12 protein-coding genes are annotated in these 16,059 nt (G+C 67.6%); 8 read left to right on the top strand and 4 right to left on the bottom strand.

Going from position 1 to position 16,059, the window contains the following annotated elements; all coding sequences use genetic code 11:
• Positions 1–105 precede the first annotated feature (105 nt).
• Complete coding sequence (locus G3545_RS24285; RefSeq protein ID WP_170016484.1) at positions 106–726, bottom strand: LysE family translocator; 621 nt, start codon at positions 724–726, stop codon at positions 106–108.
• 131 nt (positions 727–857) lie between these two features.
• Here G3545_RS24285 and G3545_RS24280 point away from each other — a divergent pair, with 131 nt between their 5' ends.
• Positions 858–1,361 carry an Lrp/AsnC family transcriptional regulator gene (locus G3545_RS24280; RefSeq protein ID WP_170016482.1) on the top strand — a complete coding sequence of 168 codons (504 nt, stop codon included), beginning with the start codon at positions 858–860 and terminating at the stop codon, positions 1,359–1,361.
• 21 nt (positions 1,362–1,382) lie between these two features.
• Here the strand turns inward: G3545_RS24280 and G3545_RS24275 are convergent, their stop codons facing one another.
• Together G3545_RS24275 and G3545_RS24270 are read right to left on the bottom strand one after the other, a co-directional pair.
• On the bottom strand, positions 1,383–1,766 hold the full coding sequence (locus G3545_RS24275; RefSeq protein ID WP_170016480.1) for a cell division protein ZapA: 384 nt from the start codon (positions 1,764–1,766) through the stop codon (positions 1,383–1,385).
• 12 nt (positions 1,767–1,778) lie between these two features.
• Positions 1,779–2,060 (bottom strand): DUF4164 domain-containing protein, encoded by a 282-nt coding sequence (locus G3545_RS24270; RefSeq protein WP_170016478.1) that lies wholly within the window; start codon positions 2,058–2,060, stop codon positions 1,779–1,781.
• A 174-nt stretch (positions 2,061–2,234) separates the two neighbouring features.
• On the opposite strand from G3545_RS24270, the gene tkt reads away from it, so the two are divergent.
• From tkt to G3545_RS24250, 4 genes are all read left to right on the top strand, one after another.
• Positions 2,235–4,235, top strand: coding sequence for a transketolase (gene tkt, locus G3545_RS24265; RefSeq protein WP_170016476.1), 2,001 nt, complete (start codon positions 2,235–2,237; stop codon positions 4,233–4,235).
• Positions 4,236–4,400: 165 nt separating this feature from the next.
• Positions 4,401–5,408 (top strand): type I glyceraldehyde-3-phosphate dehydrogenase, encoded by a 1,008-nt coding sequence (gap, locus tag G3545_RS24260; RefSeq protein WP_170016474.1) that lies wholly within the window; start codon positions 4,401–4,403, stop codon positions 5,406–5,408.
• 186 nt (positions 5,409–5,594) lie between these two features.
• Positions 5,595–6,806: a phosphoglycerate kinase gene (locus G3545_RS24255; protein ID WP_170016472.1), complete on the top strand. Its 1,212-nt coding sequence runs from the start codon at positions 5,595–5,597 to the stop codon at positions 6,804–6,806.
• A 131-nt stretch (positions 6,807–6,937) separates the two neighbouring features.
• On the top strand, positions 6,938–7,963 hold the full coding sequence (locus G3545_RS24250) for a class I fructose-bisphosphate aldolase (RefSeq protein WP_170016470.1): 1,026 nt from the start codon (positions 6,938–6,940) through the stop codon (positions 7,961–7,963).
• Between the two features lie 194 nt (positions 7,964–8,157).
• Here the strand turns inward: G3545_RS24250 and G3545_RS24245 are convergent, their stop codons facing one another.
• Positions 8,158–10,677, bottom strand: coding sequence for a carbohydrate-binding family V/XII (locus G3545_RS24245; protein ID WP_170016468.1), 2,520 nt, complete (start codon positions 10,675–10,677; stop codon positions 8,158–8,160).
• A 244-nt stretch (positions 10,678–10,921) separates the two neighbouring features.
• Here G3545_RS24245 and G3545_RS24240 point away from each other — a divergent pair, with 244 nt between their 5' ends.
• The 3 genes from G3545_RS24240 to G3545_RS24230 all read left to right on the top strand — a co-directional run bounded on the left by G3545_RS24240 (position 10,922) and on the right by G3545_RS24230 (position 16,018).
• Positions 10,922–11,548, top strand: coding sequence for a thiamine phosphate synthase (locus G3545_RS24240; RefSeq protein WP_170016466.1), 627 nt, complete (start codon positions 10,922–10,924; stop codon positions 11,546–11,548).
• Positions 11,548–12,561, top strand: a complete 1,014-nt coding sequence (locus G3545_RS24235) for a tetratricopeptide repeat protein (RefSeq protein ID WP_170016464.1) — start codon at positions 11,548–11,550, stop codon at positions 12,559–12,561. The genes G3545_RS24240 and G3545_RS24235 overlap by 1 nt, the downstream gene beginning before the upstream one ends.
• Positions 12,562–12,880: 319 nt before the next feature.
• A complete protein-coding gene (locus tag G3545_RS24230) occupies positions 12,881–16,018 on the top strand; it encodes an EAL domain-containing protein (protein ID WP_246702556.1) in 3,138 nt (1,045 codons plus the stop codon).
• Positions 16,019–16,059: the final 41 nt, after the last annotated feature.

The following is a 16,059-nucleotide window of genomic DNA, read 5'->3' as shown; positions in this document are numbered from 1 at the left end:
TGAGTCCCCCGGATACCGCGCAGTGAGACCGCGTCGCGCTGGATGTGCAACAGAAAACTCCTCGGTGGAGCGGTACCGAGCTGACGAACCGCCTTGGCCGAGCGTTCATGCAATCGCCAGGCGTGTCCCGAAGCCGATGAGCAAGGCCGCAAAGCCCCAGCGCTGCGCGAGCTTGGCCAGCCGATGACGTGCCAGCCAGTTGCCGAGCGTCGATCCGGTGAACGCATAGAGCACGTCGAAGGCGATACCGACGGTCACCAGGATCGCGCCCAGCAGCAGGAACTGCGCACCGACGCTGCCATGCTCCGGCCGTATGAACTGGGGCAGGAGCACCGAGCAGAACAACAGCGCCTTCGGATTGAGCAGATTGGTGAGCAGGCCGCGCATCACGGCGGAAGCATGGGAGCGCGGCCGGTCCGCTGGCCCGCCGGATTCATCCGGGAGCAGCGAGGGCGCACGCAGAATGCCGATGCCCAGCCATATGAGATAGGCGGCACCCGCGACACGGACGATGTCAAACGCGACAGGCGCGGTCCGCAGCAGCGCCGCGAGCCCCAGCCCGGCAAGCGCGACGTGCGCTGCGCGGGCAGCGGCAAGGCCGATCGCCGTCGCCAACGCCCGAGCGCGCCCCTGCGACGCCCCGGTTTGCAAGAGCAGGATCATGTCCGGGCCCGGAACCAGATAGGCCACGGCCAGCGCTCCGATGAAGATCCACAGTTCGCCCATGACACTCGAGCCTCGTTGGGTTGCGAGTGTCAGGCTAGTGCCAGGGAGCGAGGCATGTCCTTGCGAGTTGTGCCTCAGGATGGGCCATTCGTGATAGGATATGCCAATCTGGTTCGGCCAATGACGTGAATATGCCAAAACTGAAGCTCGACGCGATCGACCGGCGTATCCTTGCAGCCCTTCAGCGCGATGCCCGGCTGACCAATGTGCAATTGGCGGACGAAGTCGGCCTGTCGCCCTCGCCCTGCCTGCGCCGGGTCCGGATGCTGGAGGACGCCGGCGTGATTACCGGCTACCACGCCACGCTCGGGCGGAAGGAAGTCGGCCTCGGCCTCACGGTTTTCATTGGCGTCAAGGTCGAGCGGCACCATGACAAGGAGGCGACGGCCTTCCGGGAAGCCGTCGCGGGGCTCGCCGAGGTCGTGTCATGCCATCTGGTCTCGGGTGAAGCCGATTTCCTGTTGCAGGTCGTGGTTCCCGATCTCGCGGGGTATGAGCGGCTGCTGCTGGGAACGCTGCTCAAATTGCCCGGTGTCAGCGACATCCGAAGCAATTTCGCCATCCAGACCGTCAAGGCCCAGGCGCCGCTGCCGCTGAACCACCTGCCCGAAGGCTCGAAACAAAGCCCGGGGTGATCACTGGCGGCGGATCGCGCTTCAGCCCATGCCGACGGCGCCGGACGGGCTTGTGCCGAGGTCGCGGGCTATGCGCTCCAGCCGCTCCGCGGCGGTGATCACCGCGCCGGCCATGGCCTGCTCGCTCTGCTCCATGCGCTCAAGCGTCGCCGCGCGCGCGGCACGCTGGCTCTCCAGATCCTGCTCGAGCGTCCGGATCCGCCGTTTCGCCTCGGCGAGCTCGTCGGCAATGGTGATCGCCGCCATCACGCTGAGGCGCTGGTCGCCGATCTCGCCGAAGGCGCCGCGCAGCTGGTCGATGCGCGCATCGACATCCTGGGCGAGCCGGGTCAGGTGCTCTTCCTGCCCGTCGTCGCACGCCATGCGGTAGGCGCGTCCGGCAATGGTGACGGTGACGTGCGCCATGATGTCCGACCTTTATCGCTCTTGCGCGGCAAGCACCGCGCGGATCGTCTCCATCGCGCTGCCGAGCCGGCGGGAGACCTCGTGATTGGCGCCGGCGAGCTTCTCGGCACGCGCTTCGGCGCCGTCGAGCGCGGAGGCCAGGCGCGAGCGATCGGCACCGAGCGCATGAAGCTGCGCGGCGAGCGCGGCCTCCTGCCGCTCGACCTGCAAGCGACGCTCCACCGCGGACTCCAGCGCCTCGACCGCAGCGTAGAGACGCCGTGTCGCGGCCTCGATGGATGCCGTCTCGGCCATTGGCAGGGCTCCGTTCTCCCGATGGGCACGCGCTGAGTCGCGCAGCACCTTGTCACATTGAGCCCTGCCCAAGGAGAGCGTCAACCGGCACGGCGGCACCGCCATTTGGTGTCTATGCCGTGTCAAGACGTGATGTTATCACTCCCCGCCTGCCCCCTCGGAGAGATCAGCCCCATGTCGAACCGCGAGAAGCACGACCGCATGGCCAACGCCATCCGGGCCCTGTCGATGGATGCCGTCGAAAAGGCGAACTCCGGCCACCCCGGCCTGCCGATGGGCGCCGCCGACATCGCCACCGTGCTGTTCGGCAAGGTGCTGAAGTTCGATCCCACCGATCCGTCCTGGCCGGATCGCGACCGCTTCATCCTCTCCGCCGGCCACGGCTCGATGCTGCTCTATTCGCTGCTCTACCTCACCGGGTATGAGAGCATGACCATCGAGGACATCAAGCAGTTCCGCCAGCTCGGCTCCAAGACGCCCGGCCATCCGGAATACCACCACACCGTCGGCGTCGAGACCACCACCGGCCCGCTCGGCCAGGGCGTCGCCAATTCGATCGGCTTTGCGGTGGCCGAGCGCATGATGGCCGCGCAGTTCGGTTCCGACCTCGTCGACCACCACACTTATGTATTGGTCGGCGACGGCTGCCTGATGGAAGGCATCTCGGAAGAGGCCATCGAACTCGCCGGGCACCTCAAGCTCAGCAAGCTGGTGGTGCTGCACGACGACAACCACATCACCATTGACGGCTCGACCGCGCTCTCGGTGTCGACCGACCAGGTCGCCCGCTTCGAGGCCTCGAACTGGAACGCCACCCGCATCGACGGCCACGATCCCGACGCCATCCTCGCCGCCCTCGAGCGTGCCAAGACCAGCGACAAGCCGTCCTTCATCTCCTGCCGCACCACCATCGGCTTCGGCGCGCCGACCAAGGCCGGCACCAATGCGGCGCACGGCGCTCCGCTTGGCGCCGCCGAGATCGAAGGCGCCCGCAAGGCGCTCGGCTGGGAATATCCGCCCTTCGAGATCCCGTCCGACGTGCTGGACGCCTGGCGCCTTTCCGGCCTGCGCTCGCGCCAGGCCCACAAGGCGTGGAACCAGCGCCTGAGCGAGGCCGACATCGAGCGTCGCGCCGAGTTCGAGCGCCGCACCCGCGGCGACCTGCCCTCGAAGTTCGGCGAGACCATCTCCGCGGTGATCGCCAAGGCGCAGGCCGATGGCGGCGCGGTGGCCACCCGCAAATCCTCCGAGATCGTGCTGGAGGCCATCACCGCCGCGGTGCCGGAAATGGTCGGCGGCTCGGCCGACCTGACCCATTCCAACAACACCAAGACCAAGGCGACCGCCACCGCGGTGATGCCGCCGGACTACGCCGGCCGCTACATCAATTGGGGCATTCGCGAGCATGCGATGTGTGCCGGCATGAGCGGCATCGCGCTCCATGGCGGCCTGATCCCCTATGGCGGCACCTTCCTGGTGTTCTCCGACTATTGCCGTCCCTCGATCCGCCTCGCGGCGCTGATGGGCATCCGCGTCACCTACGTGTTCACCCATGATTCGATCGGCGTCGGCGAGGACGGCCCGACCCACGAGCCGGTCGAGCAGATCGCTGCGCTGCGCGCGATTCCCAACCTCCTGGTGTTCCGCCCGTGCGACACGGTGGAGACCGCGGAAGCCTGGAAGATCGCGATGGAGCACAAGACCGGCCCGACCCTGCTGGCGCTGACCCGCCAGAACCTGCCGCTGATGCGCCGCGAGGGCACCGAGCGCTGCCTCTCCGCCAAGGGCGCCTACGAGATCGTCGCCGCCTCCGGGCCGGCCAAGGTCTCGCTGTTCGCCTCAGGCTCCGAGGTCTCGCTGGCCGCCAAGGCCCGCGACATACTGGAGGCCGAGGGCATCCCGACCCGCGTCGTGTCGGTGCCCTGCTTCGAACTGTTCCTCGCCCAACCGGAAGAGACCCGCAAGCAGGTCATCGGCTCTGCCCCGGCCAAGGTCGCGGTGGAAGCCGCCATCCGCATGGGCTGGGACGAGATCGTCGGCTCTGACAGCGCCTTTGTCGGCATGACCGGCTACGGCGCCTCCGGCAAGGCGGAAGCGGTGTTCGCACATTTCGGCATTACCGCGGAAGCGGTGGCAACCGCCGCGCGCACTCGGTTGAAGAAGGCCGGTGCCTGACGCAGGACGCGAACAGTTATGCGCAGCGCGCAGGGCGAGCCCGCGAGCTGCGCAATTGTGCCGCGACCCCGAGTGAAGCGACTGGTGCCGCTGCGTTCATCAGGCTATGAGCCAAGGGCGCGGATGGTTCAGGGTATGGAACTCGCTCACTCGGGGATTTAACGCATGACGGTCAGGGTCGCCATCAACGGTTTCGGTCGCATCGGGCGCAACGTGTTGCGCGCCATCATCGAATCCGGTCGTACCGATATCGAGGTCGTTGCCATCAACGATCTCGGTCCGGTCGAGACCAACGCCCATCTGTTCCGCTATGACAGCGTCCATGGCCGCTTTGCCGGCGAGGTGAGAGTCGACGGCGACACCATCGATGTCGGCCGTGGCCCCATCAAGGTGACGGCGGTGCGCAATCCGGCCGAGCTGCCGCACGCCGCGCTCGGCGTCGACATCGCCATGGAATGCACCGGCATCTTCACCTCGAAGGAGAAGGCCTCGGCCCATCTCACCGCCGGCGCCAAGCGCGTCATCGTCTCGGCGCCCGCCGACGGCGCGGACCTCACCGTCGTCTATGGCGTGAACCACGACAAGCTGACGAAGGACCACCTCGTCATCTCCAACGCCTCCTGCACCACCAATTGCCTCGCGCCGGTGGCGAAGGTGCTGAACGACGCGGTCGGCATCGAGCGCGGCTTCATGACGACGATCCATTCCTACACCGGCGACCAGCCGACGCTGGACACCATGCACAAGGATCTCTACCGCGGCCGCGCCGCCGCGATGTCGATGATCCCGACCTCGACCGGCGCCGCCAAGGCGGTCGGCCTGGTGCTGCCGGAGCTGAACGGCAAGCTCGACGGCACCTCGATCCGCGTGCCGACGCCGAACGTCTCGGTGATCGACTTCAAGTTCGTCGCCAAGCGCGCGACCACCAAGGAAGAGATCAACGAGGCGGTGCAGCGCGCCGCGGCGCAGGAGCTGAAGGGCATCCTCGGCTACACCGCCGAACCGAACGTCTCGATCGACTTCAACCACGACTCCCATTCCTCAACCTTCGCGCTCGACCAGACCAAGGTGCTCGACGGCACGCTGGTGCGGGTGCTCAGCTGGTACGACAATGAATGGGGCTTCTCCAACCGCATGTCCGACACTGCGGTCGCGCTGGCGAAACTGATCTGAACGACGCCGTCGACCCTCTCGCCATGGGCGGGAGGGGTCGGATGAGGGGCTGGGGCGCCTCGGCGGAGCCCCCTCATCCCGCAACCCTCTCTGAGGGGAACGCCGGCCTGAACCGGTGGATAATGAGAAAAGCAGCCGCGTCAGCGGCCTCCTTCCCAGCGCGGCTCCTGCTCCGAGGCCATGCCCATGACCCACGCCAAGCCGAACGTCTCTACCTTCCGTACCCTCGACGATGCCGACGTCGCCAATAAGCGCGTGCTGGTCCGCGTCGATCTCAATGTCCCGGTCGAGGATGGCCGCGTCACCGACGACACTCGCATCCGGGCGGTGCTGTCGACGATCGGCGAGATCGCGGACAAAGGCGGCAAGGTGATCCTGCTCGCCCATTTCGGCCGCCCCAAGGGCGTCGATCCCAAGCTCTCGCTGGAGCCGATAGCCGGCGAAGTTGCCTCTCGCCTCGGCAGGCCGGTCGCCTTCTGTCCGGAGACCATCGGCGAGAAGGCCGAAGCCGCGGTCGCCGCGCTCAAGCCCGGCGAGGTACTGCTGCTGGAGAACACCCGCTTCGATCCGCGCGAGGAGAAGAACGATCCCGCCTTCGTCGCGGCGCTGGCGGAGCTCGGCGACCTCTATGTGAACGACGCCTTCGCCACCGCCCACCGTGCCCACGCCTCGACCGAGGGCATCGCCCATCATCTCCCGGCTTATGCTGGCCGCTGCATGCAGGAGGAGATCGAGGCGCTCGCCAAAGCGCTCGAGGCACCGGAGCGCCCGGTGATGGCGGTGGTCGGCGGCGCCAAGGTGTCGTCGAAGCTCGAATTGCTCGGCAATCTGGTGAAGAAGGTCGACCTGCTGGTCATTGGCGGTGGCATGGCCAACACCTTCCTGGCGGCTGACGGCACCGATGTCGGCAAGTCGCTGTGCGAGCATGACCTTGGCGCCACCGCCCGCTCCATCGTCGAGAAGGCGAAAGCCGCCGGCTGCGAGATCGTGCTGCCGGTAGATGCCGTGGTCGCCAAGGAGTTCAAGGCCCACGCCGACAACCGCGTGGTGCCGGTCGACGGCGTCGACAGCGACGAGATGATTCTCGATGCCGGCCCCACCTCGGTGGCCAATGTCGTCGAGAAGCTGAAGGGCGTGAAGACCGTGGTGTGGAACGGTCCGTTCGGCGCCTTCGAGCTCTCTCCCTTCGACATGGCGACGGTCGAGGTGGCGAAGGCGGCGGCCGAGCTTACCGATGCGGGCCGCGTGCTCTCCGTCGCCGGCGGTGGCGACACCGTGGCGGCGCTGAACCATGCCGGCGTCGCCGAACGCTTCACCTATGTCTCAACCGCGGGCGGCGCCTTTCTCGAATGGCTGGAAGGCAAGGCGCTGCCGGGGGTGGAGGCACTGCGCCGATAGCAACTCAAGTGACCGGTGCGGCGATGCGGCCGCTTCGTCATCAGGGGTGTGATAAAATATAATAGTATCGCACGCTGCGGAAGAACGGGCCGCAGCGTACGCTTCACGTCTCGATTGTGCGGGAGAGAGAGATGACGGCAAGCCTCGACGAAATCGCCTATAAACTGTGTGCGAATGGCAAGGGTCTGCTTGCCGCAGACGAGAGTTCTAGCACCATCAAGCGGCGTTTCGACGCGATCGGGGTCGAATCCACCTTCGACAACCGCCGCGACTACCGTGAAATGCTGTTCCGCTCCGACGAGGCGATGCGGGACTACATTTCCGGCGTGATCCTGTACGACGAGACCATCCGCCAGAACGCCAAGGACGGCACCCCGCTGGTGAAGCTGATCGAGGCCGCCGGTTCCATTCCCGGCATCAAGGTCGATCTCGGTGCCAGGCCGCAGCCGGGCGCTTCCGGCGAGACCATCACCGAGGGCCTCGACGGCCTCGGTGAGCGCTTCAAGGAGTATTACGAGCTCGGCGCCCGCTTCGCGAAGTGGCGTGCGGTGATCGATATCGGCACCCACATTCCGAGCTACACCTCGATCATCGCCAATGCGCAGGCGCTGGCCCGCTACGCGGCGCTGGCCCAGGCAGCCAACATCGTCCCGATCGTCGAGCCGGAAGTGCTGATGGACGGCGACCACGACATCGACCGTTGCTACGAGGTGACGGAGTGGGTGCTGAAGGAAGTGTTCCAGCAGCTCTTCTATGCCCGCATCCGGCTCGAAGGCATGGTGCTGAAGCCGAACATGGTGGTGCCCGGCAAGAAGTCGCCGAAGCAGGTCTCGGTGCAGGAAGTCGCCGAGAAGACCATTCGCTGCCTGAAGAATTGCGTGCCGTCGGCGGTGCCGGGCATCGCCTTCCTGTCCGGCGGCCAGTCGGACGAGGAGGCCACCGCCCATCTCGACGCCATGGTGCGCACCGGCGGCTATCCCTGGCCGATGACCTTCTCCTATGGCCGCGCCTTGCAGGCGGCACCGCAGAAGGCGTGGGCCGGCAAGCCGGAGAACGTCGCCGCCGGCCAGGCCGCCTTCACTCACCGCGCCCGGATGAACTACCTCGCCGCCCTTGGCCAGTGGAGCGCCGAGATCGAGCAGAAGAAGGCGGCCTGAGGCCGTCGCACCGAACTTCGGTGCGCTGAAACGACAACGCCGCCCGGGAGGGCGGCGTTTTTGTTTGCTCTCTCAAAGACTGTCATCCCGGAATGGCCGCAAGGCCATATCCGGGATTGCGTGCCGCAGGAGAGCCGTATGGTGAGCGATCCCGGCTCTCCGCCCTGCGGGCTGCGGCCGGGATGACACCTGGTTCAGCGCCGGAAGCCACCGCCGCCGAAACCGCCACCGTGGAAACCGCCGCCGCCGAAGCCACCACCGCCAAAACCGCGGTCGCCGCCGCCCCAGCCGCCGCCACCCCCGCGGTCGTCGCCACCCCAGCCGCGATCTCCGCCGCCGAAGTCGTCATAGCCGCCGCTGCGAGCGAAATTATCGACCCGCTGGTCGCCCATGTCCTGATATTGGCGCTGGTTGTCGAGCCGGCCGATCTGGTCGGCGTCGGTGTCCTTCTGCCAGCCGTCGATGGTCTGCTTCTGCCAGCCATTGTCGTTGCTGTACTGGTGGATGGTGCCGTCGTGGTCGGTGTAGACCTTGCCGTTGTTCCAGGCGACGGCATTGCCGGTCTTGGCATTGCCGGCGACACCCTTGCTGTCGACGCTGACCTTGCCGTTATTGTCGGAGATGCCGGTCTCCGAGGCATGGCCGGTGCCGGTGGTCGGGTTGTAGCCGGCGGACTGCCGGCCGGCATCGAAGTTGCCGCTATTCACATTACCTTCGATCCCGGCGCGCGAGCCGCCCCAGGCGCCGGTCGCCGGATTATAGTGCTGGCCCTCGCGGCCGGCGGCGTAATTGCCGGTCCACGGGTTGAAGGCGGCGGCGGAGCGGCCCTCGAAGGCAGTGCCGCGCCCGGTGGTGCCGTCCCAGTTGCGCGCCGACCATTCATTGCCGTTCCAGGCATTGTAGCCCCAGGCATGGTTGACGGTGGCGTAGCCGCCCCAGCGGCCATAGATGTTGGTCTGGTTCACATTGATGCTGGCCCACGGCCCGCCCCAGGGCCCATGGCCCCAATAGGGACCCCACCAGGGCGAATAGGCGCCCCAGGCGAAGCCGGCCGCGAAGCCGAAGGCAAAGCCCTCGGTCCAGGCGAAGGCGGCGTTATAGCCATAGGTCGCCGGGCAGCCGTACCAGTAGGTGCCGATATAGCCGACGCAATTATAGCCGGTGCCGTAGACCACGGTGCCGCCGGGCGCCAGCACCACGCCGAAATAGCCGGGCGTATAGCCGACCACCACCGCATCCGCGGTCGAGGCATAGATCCGCACATAAGTGACGTAGTGCAGCGGCGAGGAGGTCGGGATGGTGTAGATCGCCGCCGGCACGACGTCGGCGATGACCCACGGCCCGGCCGGCGTCTGCGAGACGAACCAGGCCCCCTGGAACACCGCATAATAGCGGTCCGGCGCCAGGCGGATTACCGGGATGCGGGTGTTCTCCGCATAGCTGAGGATCGTGCCCTGGATCGGCACGAACTTCGCCGTGCCGCCATCATATTGAAGATTGAGATCGGTATTGCGGGCGACGCTCGCGGTCTGCGGGATGGTGGCGGCGATGCGCGCCTCCTTCGCCTGCGGCGTGCCGGGCACCGAGACCAGCACGTTCGCCGCCGGGTCGGTGGCGGCGATCTTGGCGAAGTCGGAGGGCAGGCTGGCGCCGGGCACGAAGTCCCACGGCCCTTTCAGGTCGCGGCCCCTGAACCAGCGCCCGGAGATCAGCACGTAGTAATTATTGTTGCTCGGATCGAGGATCACGGCGTGGTCGGCATTGCTCATGCGCAGCAGCGAGGTGCCGTCGACCGGCACCATTTGCGGCTGGCCGCTGGTCACTACAACTTCGGTCGACGTGGTGGCGACCACGACCGCCGGCGGCTGTGCCGGCTTCTTGCCGTCGGCCGGCAGCATGCTCTCGGCCGCTTCCTCATAATTGGCAGTGCTGCCCGCGGCTTCGAGCGAGGGGCTCGGCGCGGCAGTGACCACCCAGCTGCCGTCGATGGCGGTCGCCTCGTACCAAGTGCCGGCGGCCTGCAAATGATAGACTCCGGAGGCGTCGAGCAGGATCAGCGGGCGGGTATTGATGACGCGCTGGAAGCCGGTCACGCCGTTCAGCGGCTGGAGCGCCGGCTTGCCGGAGATGAGCACCAGAAGCGTCGGGTTCGGGGTGAAGACGATCTTGGGCGGCGTGTTGTCGACCGGCTGGCTCAGCTGCTTCGACAGCGACTGCGAGGCGGCATAGCTGGTCATCAGATGATCGAGCGCGACCGTCATGCCCTGCGGCGGGATGCGGGACTGCAACGCGCTCATCAGCGTGGTGTCCTGCCCCGGCGCGGTCGGCACATCGACCTTCACCACGTCGATATTGGTGAGCTGCGCCAGCTTGGCCGCCTTGTCGACCGCAACGCGCGCGGTGAAATGGGCGATGCCATAGGTCGGGTTACCGGTCTTCGGCCCGACCGCGATGGCGGCGCGGCCAGTGAGCTGGTCGCCATTCCAGGTCTCGACCAGCGGCTGGTAGATCTGGAGCTGGCTGTCGCCGATATCGAAGCTGCGCGGCCAGGCGAGCGCGGCGGCGGCCTGCTGGCCGGGCGCGGAAGCTGCGGGCGCCTGCGCGGCGGCGGGCGGCGTGCCCTGCGCGAAGGCAGGAATCGAGAGCAGGGCAGGCGTGGAGAGCGCAGTCGTCAAGGCGAGCAGCGCGGCACGACGGACGGATGGCTTCAGCATGGTTCCCCCCAACGGCCGGCACGCAGCCGCGGCAGCGTGATTACCACCATCTTGCGAAGGCGGGAACCAATTGCGGTGCTGTAGCCGGCGCTAGCCTTAACAAGCTCGTCATTCCCCATCGGAGCCTGGAGCCAGTCCTGATCGCAAAACTCTTCCAACTTTTGCGGAACATGTTCTAGGAAGGACGCGCGCCGGCTCACCAACTGGCCGCGCTTTCGCCGCCATCATGCGGAACAGCTTGAGCATGGCCCGACCTGATACCGCACCGGCGCGCCCGCAACCGCGCCTCTATCTACTCACGCCGCCGCTCGACGGCACGGATCGTGACGCCGTCCTCGCCGCCATCCGCGCCGCGGGAAAGGTGGCCGACATTGCCGCCGTCCTGCTGCGCCCCGGCACGGCGGACGCCGCTGCGCTGGCGCCACTGGTGGCGAGCGCCCACGCCATCGGCGCCGCCTGCCTCATCGAGGGCGACGTCGCACTCGCCGATCGGCTCGGCACCGACGGCGCGCATCTCGACAGCACCAATGCGCTGAAGGCGGCGCTTCCCATGGTCCGCCCGCATGGCATTGCCGGCGTCGGCGGGCTGCGCACCAAGCACGACGCCATGACCGCCGGCGAGCTCGGCGCCGACTATGTGATGTTCGGCGAGCCCGATGCCGCCGGCCGCCGGCCGGCCTTCGATACCACGCTGGAGCGTACCGACTGGTGGGCGCAGCTGTTCGAACCGCCCTGCGTCGCCTTCGCCGCATCGCTGGACGAGGTCGAGGCACTCGCGGAAGCCGGCGCCGACTTCATCGCCATCGACCTCCTCGCCTTCACCGGGGAGGCGCTTACTGCCGTCTCCGCCCGCCTCGCCTGGGCGAGCTGATGCGACGCCGGCTCGCGCCCCTCTTCGCCTGCGCCGCGCTCAGTGTGGCGGCGACCGGTGGATACGCACAGACGCCGCCGACCAAGACGCCCGCCAAGCCCGGCGCCACGGCGCCCTCGAACGCTCCGGCAAATCCGCCCGCCGCCGCGCAAAATCCCGCGCCGACCGATCCCACCACCGATCTCGCTTACGGCGCCTATCAGCGTGGGCGGTTCGTCACCGCCCTCGACCTCGCCGCCAAGCGCGCCAAGGCGGACAATGATCCGGTGGCGATGGTGCTGATCGCCTCGCTCTACACCCAAGGCTATGGCGTGCGCGAGGATGCCGCCAAGGCCCGCCAATGGTACCAGGCCGCCGCGGCACGGGGGAGCGCCGACGCGCTGTTCTCGCTCGGCGTGATGAAGCTGAAAGGCCAGGGCGAGACCGCCGACCGTCCAGGAGCCGCGAAGCTGTTCCAGCAGGCCGCCGACAAGGGCAATGCCGCGGCGGCCTATAATCTCGCTTTGCTTTATCTGGAAGGCGAGGCGGTGCCGCGCGAGCCGGCCACTGCCGCCAAGCTGTTCCGCATCGCCGCCGACCAGGACCAGCCGGACGCGCTCTATGCGCTGGCCACGCTCTATCGCGACGGCAATGGCGTGGCGAAGGACATCAATGAGTGTGCCCGCCTCTTGCAGCGGGCCATGCTGCTCGACCATGTGGTGGCCACCGTCGAGTACGCCATCATGGTGTTCAACGGCAATGGCGTACCGAAGGACGAGGCTGCCGCCGCACTGCTGTTCCGCAAGGCCGCGCTCGCCGGCAACGCCATCGCGCAGAATCGGCTGGCCCGCATCCTCTCCGCCGGCCGCGGCATGCCGCAGGATAAGGTGGCGGCGGCGACCTGGCATCTGGCCGCCAGGGCGCAGGGCCTGAAGGACGACATGCTCGACAAGATGCTCACCGCGCTCACCCCGGCCGAGCGCGCCCAGGCGGAGGCGAAGCTGCGCATCTGGACCGGCCAGAGCGCCTCCTGACGTTTCGGAAATCCGGAGTAAACGCCCGATTTTTCAGGAAAATTTTACAAGCGGTGGCGCCGGCGCTGGGTTCTCCCATTCACCATGTCGGGGAGAAACCACGCGACGCTTTCCAACGCGCCATTCTTGGGACACTCTTCGGCGCCTTGCTCCCGCCGCGCCGCGCCGTTACTCATCGTGGCGCGGCGCGGCCCGGGAACGGCGTCAGACCGTTCCGGGCCAGCTTTCGAGGTGTTTGTTGGGCATCGTGCGTCGTCTCCTTGCCAGCCCGCTGGCCGTGTTAATGGCCGCCCTCAGGGAGGCGCGCCCGGCTACGCTCATGCTTGCGCTCGCTCTCGCGGCAGCGCTGCCGCCGCCGGCGGCGCACGCGGTGGAGGCGATCGCGATCCGGCTCGACGCGCTGGTGGTCGATCTCGCCCCGGCGATCGAACGCCACAACAGCGACAATGACCGCATCCAGATCTCGACCGCGCCCGGCGCCGACGGCATCGTGCGCCGCATCGAGGTGCGTGCCGTGGCGCCGAGCCCGAACGGCAGCCAATGGGCGGTGTTCGCGCTCGCCAACAACACCGACGAGCAGGTCGACCGGCTGATCGTCGCGCCGCACTATCGCATGGTCGGTTCCGGTGTGTTCTGGCCCGACCTCGGCAATCGGCGCGTCGTCAACATCACCGCCAGCCAGGGCTTCCGGCCGGAGCGCCAGAGCGCGCCCGATGCAGACGTCTTCCTCGTTACCCTCGATCCCGGCACTACGGTAACGCTGGTCGCCGAGATGACCGGCCCGGATCTGCCGCAGCTCTATCTGTGGGAGCCGGAGGCCTTCAAGGACAAGGTCAACAGCTTCACGCTCTATAATGGCATCGTCATCGGCATTGCCGGCCTCTTGGCGCTGTTCCTCACCATCCTGTTCGTGGTGAAGGGCTCGGTGATGTTCCCGGCCGCTGCCGCCCTGGCCTGGGCCGTGCTCGGCTATATCGGCCTCGATTTCGGCTTCTGGAGCAAGGTGTTCGGCATATCGCCGCTGGCCCAGCAATTCTGGCGGGCGGCCGGCGAGGCGATGCTGGCGGCGACGCTGGTGGTGTTCCTGTTCGCCTATCTCAATCTCAATCGCTGGCATGTGCGCTATGCCCATATCGCGGTCGGCTGGCTGGTGTTCCTCGCCGCCCTGATCGGCCTCGCTTTGCTCGATCCGTCGGCTGCGGCCGGCATCGCTCGGCTGTCGCTGCTCGCCGTCTCCTTCATGGGCTTCGGCATGGTGGTGTGGCTCGCCTTCCACCGCTATGACCGCGCCGTGCTCATCATCCCCACGCTGTTCCTGCTGGTGGTCTGGGTGATCACCGCCGGCATGGCGGTATCGGGCTATATTGGCAACGACCTCGTTGCCCCGGCGCTGCTCGGCGGCCTGGTGCTGATCGTGATGCTGATCGGCTTCACCGTGATGCAGCACGCGTTCGCCGGCCTCGGGGCCATTGCCGGCTCGACGCAGGAGCTGGAGCGCCGCGCGCTCGCCGTCGCCGGCTCAGGCAACATCGTCTGGGACTGGGACGTCGACACCGACCGCATCCATGTCAGCCCCGAGGTCGAGCAGCTTCTCGGTCTCAAGCGCGGCTCGCTGGAGACCGAAGCCGCCGGCTGGCTGGAAGTGATCCACCCCGGCGACCGCGACCGTTTCCGCGCCACCCTCGACGGCGTGCTGGACCAGCGCCGCGGCCGCATCGACCAGGATTTCCGGCTGCGTGCGCAGGACGGGCATTATTTCTGGTTCAACCTGCGCGCCCGTCCCGTGGTCGGCACCGACGGCGAGGTGGTGCGCTGCATCGGCACGCTGTCCGACGTGACCGAGAGCCGCACGGCGGAGGAGCGCATGCTCCACGACGCCGTGCACGATAACCTCACCGGCCTGCCGAACCGCGAGCTGTTCCTCGACCGGCTGTCCTCGGCGATCGGCTTCGCCCGTGCCGACGAGACGCTGAAGCCCACCGTGATGCTGGTCGATCTCGACCGCTTCAAGCAGGTGAACACCAGCCTCGGCATGGCGGCCGGCGATTCCATCCTGCTCACCGTTGCCCGGCGCCTGATGCGGCTGATGAAGCAGCACGACACGCTGGCCCGTCTCGGCGGCGACCATTTCGGCCTGATCCTGATGTCGGAGCGCGATGCCGAGCGCATCACCGCCTTCGCCGACACGCTGCGCCGGACCTTGCGCGCCCCCATCACCTTCGGCGACCGCGAGATCTTCATCACCGCCTCGATCGGCCTGGTGCTGGCCGACGGCAGCAAGCGCGATCCCGGCGAAGTACTGAAGGACGCCGAGCTCGCCATGTTCTTCGCCAAGCGCGTCGGCGGCGACCGCATCGAGGTGTTCCGCCCGGCGATGCGCAACCACAAGCTCGACCGGCTGACGCTGGAGAGCGACCTGCGCCAGGCCATCGAGCGCGACGAGATGACCGTGCTCTACCAGCCGGTGGTGCGCCTTGCCGACCGCAAGGTTGCCGGCTTCGAGGCCTTGGTGCGCTGGAACCACCCCAAGCTCGGCACGCTGGCGCCGGATGACTTCATCGGCATCGCCGAAGAGACCGGGCTCATCGTCGATATCGGCCTGTTCGTGCTCGACAGCGCGGCCCGCCAGCTCGGCGCCTGGCAGCGCAACATGCGCGGCGACCCGGTCTTCGTCTCGGTCAATGTCTCCTCGCGCCAATTGCTGCGGCACGACCTGATCCAGGACCTGAAAGCGGTCATGGCCCGCAACGTCGTCGCCAACGGCACGCTCAAGCTGGAACTGACCGAATCGCTGGTGATGGAGAATCCGGAATATGCCGCGCAGATGCTTCACCGCATGCGCGAGCTTGGCGCCGGCCTCTCGCTCGACGATTTCGGCACCGGCTATTCCTCGCTCGCCTATCTGCAGCGCTTCCCGTTCGACACCATCAAGATCGACCAGAGCTTCGTGAAGGGGCTGGGCCGCTCCGGCGCCAAGGCGCAGCGGCCGGTCATTCTCGGCTCCATCGTCAATATGGCGCACGATCTCGGCATGGACATCGTCGCCGAAGGTGCGGAGACCGAAGCCGCTGCCGAGGCGCTGGCCAAGCTCGGCTGCAAATATGCGCAGGGCTATCTGTTCGGCGAGCCGATGACCGCGGAGGACGCCCGCAAGGCGTTCCAGCCGGAGGTGCAGCCGACCTCGCTGCTGGAGCGCAGCCGCCTCGGCAGGGCGAAGCCGGCCCCCAGGGCTGCCAAACCCGGCGCAGGCGTCGCCACCGCCACCACCACCACCGCCACCGCCACCGAGGAAGCGGAGCAGCCCCAGCCCGCGCCGGCGCGGGTGCCGCCTGCTGCGGCTAAACCGGCCGCGCAGCGCCCCCGTCCCCCGCAGCGTCCGGTGGCCGAAGAGGAAGAGCCCGAAGCCGCGCCGGCGGAAGACGACGCCCCGCCGCCCAAGGCCGCCTCGCAGGGGTGAGTTGCACGGCTTGAGCATCCTTCGAGGCCCGGCTTTGCCGG

The sequence above is a fragment of the Starkeya sp. ORNL1 genome, assembly GCF_012971745.1.
Lineage (GTDB): Bacteria > Pseudomonadota > Alphaproteobacteria > Rhizobiales > Xanthobacteraceae > Ancylobacter.
Note: the sequence above shows the minus strand (reverse complement) of the source record. Positions and strands in the feature narration are given on the sequence as shown.